This is a genomic window from Ligilactobacillus sp. UO.C109 (assembly GCF_026847815.1).
GTDB lineage: Bacteria > Bacillota > Bacilli > Lactobacillales > Lactobacillaceae > Ligilactobacillus > Ligilactobacillus salivarius.
Genome location: NZ_JAPSFH010000003.1, coordinates 138991 through 148704 on the forward strand (window position 1 = coordinate 138991; position 9714 = coordinate 148704).

At 28.9% G+C, this 9714-nt stretch carries 11 protein-coding genes; 5 read left to right on the plus strand and 6 right to left on the minus strand.

What is annotated here, in order from left to right; all coding sequences use genetic code 11:
- Positions 1–4: 4 nt before the first annotated feature.
- The 5 genes from OZJ21_RS00775 to OZJ21_RS00795 all read right to left on the minus strand — a co-directional run bounded on the left by OZJ21_RS00775 (position 5) and on the right by OZJ21_RS00795 (position 5717).
- Positions 5–1744 carry a DUF2075 domain-containing protein gene (locus OZJ21_RS00775; RefSeq protein WP_081541165.1) on the minus strand — a complete coding sequence of 580 codons (1740 nt, stop codon included), beginning with the start codon at positions 1742–1744 and terminating at the stop codon, positions 5–7.
- A gap of 257 nt (positions 1745–2001) precedes the next feature.
- Entirely contained in the window at positions 2002–2256 is a 255-nt protein-coding gene (locus tag OZJ21_RS00780; RefSeq protein ID WP_268857266.1) for a hypothetical protein, read from the minus strand.
- Positions 2257–2277: 21 nt separating this feature from the next.
- Complete coding sequence (locus OZJ21_RS00785) at positions 2278–3669, minus strand: N-6 DNA methylase (protein WP_268857267.1); 1392 nt, start codon at positions 3667–3669, stop codon at positions 2278–2280.
- 1 nt (position 3670) lies between these two features.
- Positions 3671–4228 (minus strand): restriction endonuclease subunit S, encoded by a 558-nt coding sequence (locus OZJ21_RS00790; RefSeq protein WP_044005691.1) that lies wholly within the window; start codon positions 4226–4228, stop codon positions 3671–3673.
- Between the two features lie 1363 nt (positions 4229–5591).
- A complete protein-coding gene (locus tag OZJ21_RS00795) occupies positions 5592–5717 on the minus strand; it encodes a hypothetical protein (RefSeq protein WP_268857268.1) in 126 nt (41 codons plus the stop codon).
- Between the two features lie 164 nt (positions 5718–5881).
- Between OZJ21_RS00795 and OZJ21_RS00800 the strand changes: the two genes are divergently transcribed.
- The 5 genes from OZJ21_RS00800 to OZJ21_RS00820 all read left to right on the plus strand — a co-directional run bounded on the left by OZJ21_RS00800 (position 5882) and on the right by OZJ21_RS00820 (position 8721).
- On the plus strand, positions 5882–6649 hold the full coding sequence (locus OZJ21_RS00800) for an XRE family transcriptional regulator (RefSeq protein ID WP_268857269.1): 768 nt from the start codon (positions 5882–5884) through the stop codon (positions 6647–6649).
- An 18-nt stretch (positions 6650–6667) separates the two neighbouring features.
- The gene (locus tag OZJ21_RS00805; protein ID WP_268857270.1) at positions 6668–6817 is read left to right on the plus strand and encodes a hypothetical protein; all 150 of its coding nucleotides are present in this window, start codon (positions 6668–6670) and stop codon (positions 6815–6817) included.
- A 186-nt stretch (positions 6818–7003) separates the two neighbouring features.
- The gene (locus tag OZJ21_RS00810; RefSeq protein WP_268857271.1) at positions 7004–7582 is read left to right on the plus strand and encodes a sunset domain-containing protein; all 579 of its coding nucleotides are present in this window, start codon (positions 7004–7006) and stop codon (positions 7580–7582) included.
- A gap of 5 nt (positions 7583–7587) precedes the next feature.
- A complete protein-coding gene (locus OZJ21_RS00815) occupies positions 7588–7785 on the plus strand; it encodes a hypothetical protein (protein ID WP_023859734.1) in 198 nt (65 codons plus the stop codon).
- A 249-nt stretch (positions 7786–8034) separates the two neighbouring features.
- Positions 8035–8721: a hypothetical protein gene (locus OZJ21_RS00820; RefSeq protein WP_268857272.1), complete on the plus strand. Its 687-nt coding sequence runs from the start codon at positions 8035–8037 to the stop codon at positions 8719–8721.
- Here the strand turns inward: OZJ21_RS00820 and OZJ21_RS00825 are convergent.
- Positions 8716–9483, minus strand: coding sequence for a hypothetical protein (locus OZJ21_RS00825; protein WP_268857273.1), 768 nt, complete (start codon positions 9481–9483; stop codon positions 8716–8718). The two genes, OZJ21_RS00820 and OZJ21_RS00825, sit on opposite strands and share 6 nt — an antisense overlap.
- Between the last annotated feature and the right edge of the window lie 231 nt (positions 9484–9714).

The window sequence follows — 9714 nt, forward strand, 5'->3', positions numbered from 1 at the left end:
AAAATTAATTTCTCCTCTTAAATGCATTTTTTAAAGCCTTCTGTAGTTCATCATCGACAGCATGAATATATAATCCATGTACGCCTCTTGTTAACAAAACATTAAGTTCATTTTTTAGTAATTTTTCACCAAATTTTTTCTTTTCTCCACTATGCATAGTCCTGTTGTTAATAGCTTTTTTATTTGAACTAGCAGATGGATCAAAAATTACTCTTCCATCTCGATACTTTACAGATGGACCTATTTCAACGCCAACATAATTTAAATCCATACCTTGAACTGTATAAGTGGAACCTATCTCATCTATAGTATGTGGTTGTTCAGGCCAAGATAACTCATTATAATTTACACTGCTAGAATTCCTTTGATCTCTAGAAGGTTTTAATTGCAGATTCCACGGCATATGCCATGTACCTTCAGATACTTCCCAGTAACCATGTTCTTTTTTTGTACTAGAATAATCCCAATCAAAAGTAGCTACCATTCTACTTAAGCCATTCTCTCTGTCGTTAGTATTTTTTTCAACAATAGCTTTTCCCATTTCTTGAGGTGTATCAAATAACTGAAGGTCATAGGTTTCATCCCTTGGAACAGTATTAATCTCCCCTTTATCTATAAAGTCTCTAATCCATCGTATGGTCTTTTCGGATGCTCTAATTCTCATTTGCTCATTAAGGAAAATAGATTTTGTATCAAATTTTTCTAATTTTATTCTATCGTCATCTTCTACAATTTGTGTTGTCTGTAAAACTTGTTTTTCATCATAAACTGCTAACGTTACTCTTGCACGCTTAATAATATCTATTAATTCATTAGTACCATGACCATAATATGCTTGACTTCTTTGGGTTAATAGTAAATGAGCCTCATCTACAAATGCCACATCTATAGGTTCATCAATATTAGTTTGATTCAAAAAGGTAGTTACTTTCAAAACTTTCGCATTATCAGTTAAATCTAATTTTTTTGCTATTTGCCGATATATTTTCTCCTGTTGTAAGTGATTAACCATTAATACAATTGTAATATTTCGCTTCTTAGCAAGTTCATAAAAAATATTACTCATCAACACTGTCTTCCCAGCACCTGCGTTACCTATCACTTTGATTAGTTGATTATTCTTTTTTTTATCCAAAGCTTCATCTATACTTAAAAGTATTTTATCCTTAGCATGTAATTGATTTTTTGTTAATTTATTAAAAGGAGATGCTTTAAATAAAGCAGAATCTTCAATTAATTTTTGCGATGGAAATAGCATTTCATCTTTCTTATGCAATTGTTTCCAAATCTTATTAAAAATTTCCTTCATTTCATCAGAAGTATAATATATATTTTGTGAATTTTCTCTTCTGTTGTTTAATTTCCCTACTTTTTCTACACTAGACATATATTGCATTAGTCTATTTTCTATATCCAAAGTTAGTGACTTATTAAAATGCTCATGACCTATTATGTACATTTCAGCATCTTTTAATTTTTTTAATTGATCCCAATCTTCTCTAATTTCAGGATCTATATCAATATGTTCAAGCGTTCTTCTTTTTATATTATTAGTTTCACCAACATAAACTGTATAATAGTTATTTTTCTTAGAAGTTATTACATAAACAGTTGGATAATCAATAAGATACTTCTGATTTTCTTCTTTTACTGTGACATCATTTTTTATTTTGTAATCTAAATTTTGGGCATCTTCTCGAGAATATTTCATTTTATATACAACTGGTTTAGAAACTTTTTTCATTTTTATCCCTTCAATTCATAATTATTCATAAAAGTACTTATCATAGTAAGTGATATTATTATACCATCTATATAATAAAAAAATTCCTGCATAGTATACTTGCTATGAAATACAATAAAAATCAGACTAAAAAGTTCATATCTTTCCATTTTAGACACAGGACCAATTTTCTAATTTCTTCTATATCTAAATTGGCAAATTCAAGAATTTACTTACTAATATTTTTGAGATCTATTTTAGTTCTTGATTTTTCTAAACTAAGCATTTTTATCTGTTTTATGTTCTAAATTATCTATCTTCTTATTTAGTCTCTTGATGTCGTACTTGATATCTGTTAATCTAAGATAACCAATAAAGGCAATTGTTAATATTGTTTCTAAAAGTGCACGTACATCTAGTACACTCTTATCTCCTGTCATCATGAACTTAATTTGGTTAAACACAAATAAAACTAACATTAAAGTAACTACAACATCTAATACACCGTTCAATATTTTCAATGCTTTTTTCATTTCCTAACTACCTCTCTATTCTTAATCATCAATCTCCACCAAACCTAAATCTCCCATCAAATTCTTCAATGCAGCATCAGTTTGACTTAGTTTTTCATCTAACTTTTCAAGATTCTTTATTTCTTCTTGATAATCCAATTTCTCTTTAAATTTATACTGATTTACATAACGTGCTACTGATAAATTAAAATCATTTTTCTCAATTTCTTCATAGCTAGCCATATGAGAGAATCTCTGTACTTCTTTCTTTTCATTGAAAGTATCTACAATTTTATCGACATTGGCTTCTGTTAGAATATTTTCCAAGCCTTTCTTCTCATACTCTTGGCTTGCATTAATAAAGAAGACATCTTTATCTTCTGATGATTTTCTAAATACTAGCAAACAAGTAGCGATTGTTGTCGAAAGTTTCGTATTCCCTGGCAACTGAATTACCGCCCTAATCTTTCCATCTTCTAGAAGTTTACGTCTAATATTGTATTCTTTGGCTCCTCTAAACAAAGTACCTTGAACAACTGACACAACCATCATGCCATTGTCTGATAATTTATCTATTCCATCTAAAATGAATCCCCAATCAGCTTTATTAGGCATCTCACCATAATCTCGGTAACGTCTATCTTGACTTAAATTTCTATCAACATTCCATTTCATATTTATAGGTGGATCAGACACTACTATATCAACCTTGCCAAATTCCCAGTTATTAGCCAATGTATTTTCATTCTTAAATTCAAATTTATCCTCAGCTATATCATTAACTATTGCGTTCATAATGGCTGTCTTTATCGCTTGAGTACTGATATCTTGACCATAATATCTATTCTCTTCGAGTGTAACTTGATTTATGCCTAATAATAAACTTGCAGTTCCTAAAGCTGGATCATAAATTGATACTCCTTCTTTTTTACTTCCAACTAACTTAGTAATCAACTTACGGATATTTTTCGAAGTATAATCGTAATTATCTTTAGCACCACTGCTTCGTTTAATTATCTCTAAATTTTCTTCAAAACTTACTTCATTACGTGAATCTATCTTTTCAAAAGCAGTTTCACTCGGCAAACTTGAAGTACTTCCCCTAACATCTTGGAAGATATTTTTTAATTTTGGATTTTTTTCTTCTATATTATATAGGGATTTTACGAGTTCAACATATTCAAATTTATTGGCCTTATACATTTGGTAATGATGATAATATGTATCTTGTGGCGCTATTACGAATTGGGCATCTTGGACAGTTTCTTTACTTTTCTCATATTTTTTCTGTACTTCTAAAATGCTGCCATCTTTATCAAATTTTCGTAAAACTTTTTGTGAAATTGATTGATAAAATGCCATTAACACATAAAAGTCATGAATAGTGATATAGCTATCTTTAGCTGCTAATCTTTCTTCTAAATCCTTATCCATATTAAACCGCCTCTCTGTTGTTTAAATCTTTTTCCCCTAACATCTGTAAGTACAGATCTCTTTCTAACTCCGCTTTCTCCATAGCTAATGTATACTTTTTCATAATCTCTTTGTAAGCTTCCCCCATCTTCTTTTGGTCAGCTATTTCCGGCAGATTAATCTCTAAATCTTCAAGGTTCGCTTTAGTTAATTTTCTAATAACAGATCCATCCATAATGGCTGCTTCTTGGTACCTAATGTATTCGGACTTATTTAATAGATAGCATAAATACCAAGGGTCTAATGTATTCTCATCAAGGATATTTAAACGAAGAAAAATTTGATTAAGCATCTTACCAGCATTTCTAGAATGAACAACACTTGCTAGATTACTTACAGTATTTATCACGATATCTCCCCTTGCTGTAATACTTTTACCACTAGCCTTATCGTGTTGATAATCCTCACCATGCCCCAAGTCATAATTGACATCTTCTATGGTATATAACGTATAATTTTGATTCTTTACGCGAACTGAATTAATTCCACTTTCGATTTTTACCAATTCATTCAATTTCATACTATTTTCAACTCCTTATCTATTTTATACTTTCGTAATTAAACCCTATTACATATAACAATTTCATTATATCTCACTTCTCTAAAATTTCAATAATTTTTGGTAATTTCATTATATTACTTAAAAATAATTTTGGAGGTACACAATATTCAATCAAAAATAGATTACTGATATATTTAGTCTTGTCAGCAATTTCTTACTAAGTCAATCCTTTTTCTAACCTAATCTTCTTTAAATAAATCCGTCAGTACTTTAATCATCTCTCTTTCTATTTTATCTTTGATATAATTTGTTTATCTTCTAGTGAAAGGAGGTGTGATTTCATGAATAATCTTATATCGACTTTAATAACTGCTCTTGTAGGTTTTTTTAAGTGCTATAGTTGGTGGACTTTATGCTACTAAAACCGAAAAACAAGCAACTGCTAGAATAATATTCGAACATACTTATCATGAAATATTTGAATTAATAGAAGATAAATTTTATGATAAAACACTTTCAGACCAAGAAATCAAAGAACTAGGTAAAAAAATATACTCTATCTTACAAAAATCAAATGGTTACTATTATCCATCTTTAAAAAAATATGCTTTATGGATGTTTAACGGTGAGTATAACGATAGTTTGCAAGAATTATGGTTTGCTTTTTCTTCAACTTTTGATAAACAATATGAAAAGATAACATCACTAATTGGTATTCCTCCAAGAAGTAGATATTATCGAATGAACACTAAACAATATTCAAGTTTTTTTCACTTAGCCAGAATATATTTTTTATCTAACCATGGTTCTATCGAGCTACTTCTTATACTTATAGGTCTTTTATTGACTCTAAATTATTTCATTAATTAAAACTACAATAAGTATTGTAATTATAGAAAATACAACATCTGATTTTCTTTTGTACTCACTGACTTTAAAGTTGGCATAAGCTATAAAATCCACAACAATAACATCACGTATAGTTTATTATTCATATTTAGTACTGAATCAAAGGTAAGGGATATTTCAATGAGATTCCCCTTACCTTTTTTCATTTCAAAATTCTTAACTGCTTTAACTCTCTTTTTCGTCAACAAAAATTTTCTTATTTTTGATTTCAAACTCATTAAATTGTCTATCCATTTTTTGTTACCTTATTTTTTTAATTCACCTAGCTATTTTTTAGTTGTTCTTATTCTTTTTTAATCCCTTAATTTTGTTATCAAGATAAAAATCAATTATTTTGCTAATAATTACAACTGCTAAGATTAAATATAATAATACTGTATTCATAATCGTTATTATGTTATGATGGGGGTGTCACAAATCAAGGGGGGCAAGCCCCTTTCATTGTGGTTAACCAGGACTTTAATGTTTTCGTTTATATCTTAGTTCTGATTTTGTTTTCTAGTCTTAGTTTTTCGACTTCTAGATATTTCTTATATAGATTTAAGAATATATCTGATGTGAAGTAGATAGCTAAGGCTATTTTTATTATCTCATTCATAACTCTCTCCTTTCTTTAATTACTGAGGTCTTTATCAACCTTACATGTATATATGCTTTTTTCATACTTTGTAAAGTGTTTTTATAAAAAAAGTTGATTTTTTTCGTACTTTTGTAGCAAACGTGTTGTTATTCTTATATAATAATCTTTGGAGGTGACTTAATATGGTAAAAAGTAGTCCACAGAGTGATAAAAATAAACTATATTTCTCCAGCAAATTAAATGAATTACTTCATTTAAATAATAAAAAGCAAATAGATTTACATAGAGATTTAAATATTCCTAAAAGTACGATCACTGGATACGTTAAAGGTACATCTTTACCTACGATGGGCAATTTACAAAAAATAGCTGATTATTTTAACGTATTAAAATCTGATATAGATTTACGTTTTAAAATTGCTAATGATAATAATGAAGGTGGTTTGAAATTAAGCTTATTAGCTAAATACAAAAAACTGAACACTGAGAATAAAAAGAAGGTCGTTGATTATGCAGACAATAGACTTAAAGACCAAATGAGACAATCTAAAATCCATCCTATTAATGAAAATGATAATACACATTATGTTGACGTTCTTGGTTCTGTATCTGCTGGGACTGGTGAATGGTTGACTGATGAGCAGCATGAAGAAGTTATGGTTAATAATGTGCCACCTGCACATGATTTTGCCTTACGTGTAAATGGAGATTCCATGACCCCTACTTTCTCCGACGGTCAAATTATTTATGTTAATAAGATATATGATACTGAAGAAGTAAGAAATAACCAATTTGTTATTGCTGAATTAAACGGTGACTCTTATGTTAAAAAAATTGTATTTGATGATAACAGAAAGAATTGTCGCCTAATTTCATTGAATAAAAAATATGCTGATATTAAACTTAAGAAAAGTGCTGATTTTAAAATTGTTGGTGTGGTTATCATTTAAATAAAGGAGTGAATAACTGTGGATTGGAAAAAAGTACTATTAGGTAAGTTCGATTATTCTAAAACAACAGAAAACAGCAAATACAATTTAAACATTAATATTCAAGGTGGTATTTTCTCAGTAGCAATTATCATTGTTTTAATCGTCTGGTTAATTAAGGTTATCTAACTCACAATGTCATTTGAGGATAGTGTACAACAGATTATTATGAATGAATTGAGTTAACTGTGGGATTGATCATGATTTAAGGAGGTGATTAATACTTTTGATAGTGTTTTAGATTGAAATATTTGATCTATGGTTTGAAGTCACTAAAAGCTAATCCGAAAGATAAAATTCAGGAGGAGATCTTATATGAAAAAGAAAAAAATGAAATTCATTACTACTACCCTACTATTTATGAGTTTATTAGGTGCTTGTTCAAACTCTAATTCAAGCTCTAAAACTAGTTCAGAGTCTTATAAATCTAGTTCATTAAAAGCTAAGAAAGCCAAAGAATCATCCAAAAAGAAAGCTGAATCTATAAAAAAGGCTAAAGAGGAATCAAAAAGAAAAGCTGAAAGCAAGAAAAAAGCTTCTGAATCTAAAAGAAAAGCATCCGAAAGCAAAGCTTCATCTGAAAGTGCATCTATAGCTGAAAGTCAAAGTAGAGCTAGTGAATCTGAAAGCATTGCAAAAGCTAGTTCAGAGTCATTAGCTTCTGCTCAAGAAAATCAAAGTAGCGATACTAATTATGATAATAACGGGAATGATAGTAATTTTCAAAATACTGATATGAATACTGCTGATACTGGTAAGATTGTAGGTAATGTTAATAGTCATATTTACCACGTCCCTGGCCAACACGGATATAATATGAATTCTGCCAACGCTGTATATTTTAACTCTGAACAAGATGCAATTAATGCTGGGTACAGGAAAGCTTTGAGGTAGTTAATATGAGAGGATATATTAGAAAACCATCGTTAAAAAAATCTTTCAAAGCAGCTACTACTGCTAAGTATAAAAGAAGATTAAAGAAAAAATTAATCCCTGGTTATGGAACTCGTACTGCAGGATGGTTACATCCTAAACGTAAAATTTACAATAAAGTATATCATCGTACATCAAAAAGTTTGTGGGATTTATTTAAGTAATATAAGAAACGTAAAGCATCTGATAATCTACAGGTATAGATAGTTACGATCATCAATTCGTTTCAGAATTAGTTGATTTGGCAAGGTTACATAATGAGAAATGATATATATATATATATATATCAAGTATACGGTGCTAAACACTACCATTAATTATGACCAACCGATTTGATGTCACTAAAAGCTAATCTCAAAGATATTTTAATTTTTTAAATATTAATGTGAAAAATTATACAGGAGGTTATAATAATGGCTGCTACATCAATTTCTGTAAGAAATGCAAGTCGTTTTGAGATACCAGAAGGAACTACCAATATAAAAAAAGCCAATATCACCATAGGTTCTATAAAAACAACCACGGACACATTGACTGTAGAAGGAAAAGTATTCAAAAAATTCATTGGTAATTATACTAGGACAATCGATGATGAGATCTTGGTATATAATTCTGAAGCTGATGAGTATCAACAATATGATAATTATCAAAAAGCATTTGAATTTGATATTTTTTATTCAAGTAGTGATAATCTTTTATTTTTAAGCACTAACACTCCTATCACCAAAAAATTTTTAAAGGAACTAGAAAAAAATGAAAATTTGAATATTAGCTATTCTCCCTTAACATTTAATTTGAAGGAAATCTCAAATATGATGCCTCAAACTAAAGGGGTAAGTTTTAATAGTACTGATGAAGGTGTTTCAAGTAAATCTTTTTCGGGTGATGAAGTTGATGTTAATGATGAGGCCATTGAAGCATTGGAAAACGATGAAGCTACTAAAATAATAGGAACATTAGATATTTTAGGAAAATCTCGAACTATTATGCTTACTCAATCCGGAACAATTCTTTCTTTTACATCACTAGGTGATATTGAGAAAGAGTTTCCAATGCTAGAATTTGCTATTGCAACACTAATTAAAATCAAAATTCTATAAAATCTTAGATAACGGGACATATTCCTTTATCATTTTTTCAATATCTTGCCGATACTTTGAAGAACCATATATCTTATGCATATTAGTTGTAATCGATAAATTTTCATCCGTAAACTTTAAGTTAAAGCTTTGAACTTTTGGCTTACCCACATTTTTTATTGTTAAACGGTAAAACGGATTATATTTTTTAGAATTATCAGTATTAATTGTTACATCATAACGATCTTTTGAATTAGATGTTTTTGCAAATTCTGAAAATAGCTCGTCACGTATCTTCAAAAACGCATTCCAACATTTATTCACATCCCTATAAGCAATCTGATATTCGCTTTTTAGTGTTAACCGCCATCCAGAAGATTCTTGATGAATATTTATTGTTAATTTAACATTTAATCCTTCAACACTTATTACAGGAATATATAAATCCTCATCAGTTATTTTTATAAAAGCTTCGTTAATTTTGTAACTATAGTCTTTTAAAAGTTTTCTTATACTTTTTTCTAATTTTGTAATTGATATTCCATCATCAATATATCTTGAACTTTTGGGAGTAAATTTTACTGTTTTTAAGAAAAAATAGGCTTTAATTTTATTACACCTAATATAAATCCAATCAATCTCTGAATATAAAGCAGAGAATATTGGAATTATACCTAAAAAAGACGTAAGATTTACAACATTTGGTGATGTTATTGCCTTATATAAGTTAATGATAGTCCAAACAGCAGAAATAACTATAAGGAAAATTTTTGCATACTTCATATTTATTCCCTACTCCCTGTCTCTATTCTTGTAGTTAGATTATATTATACCTTCTAATACATCTAACAGTAGATTATAACATCAATAAAAATATTTGTTAATAATTTTCCTGTCATCAAGGTAACGGATTTAAACAGAACGTATGTTCATATTGACCAATACACTGAAGTCATTAAAAGCTGTGTGTTGCTAACATCTTCTTTTTACTTTCAATTTAATTTTGGAGGTAAA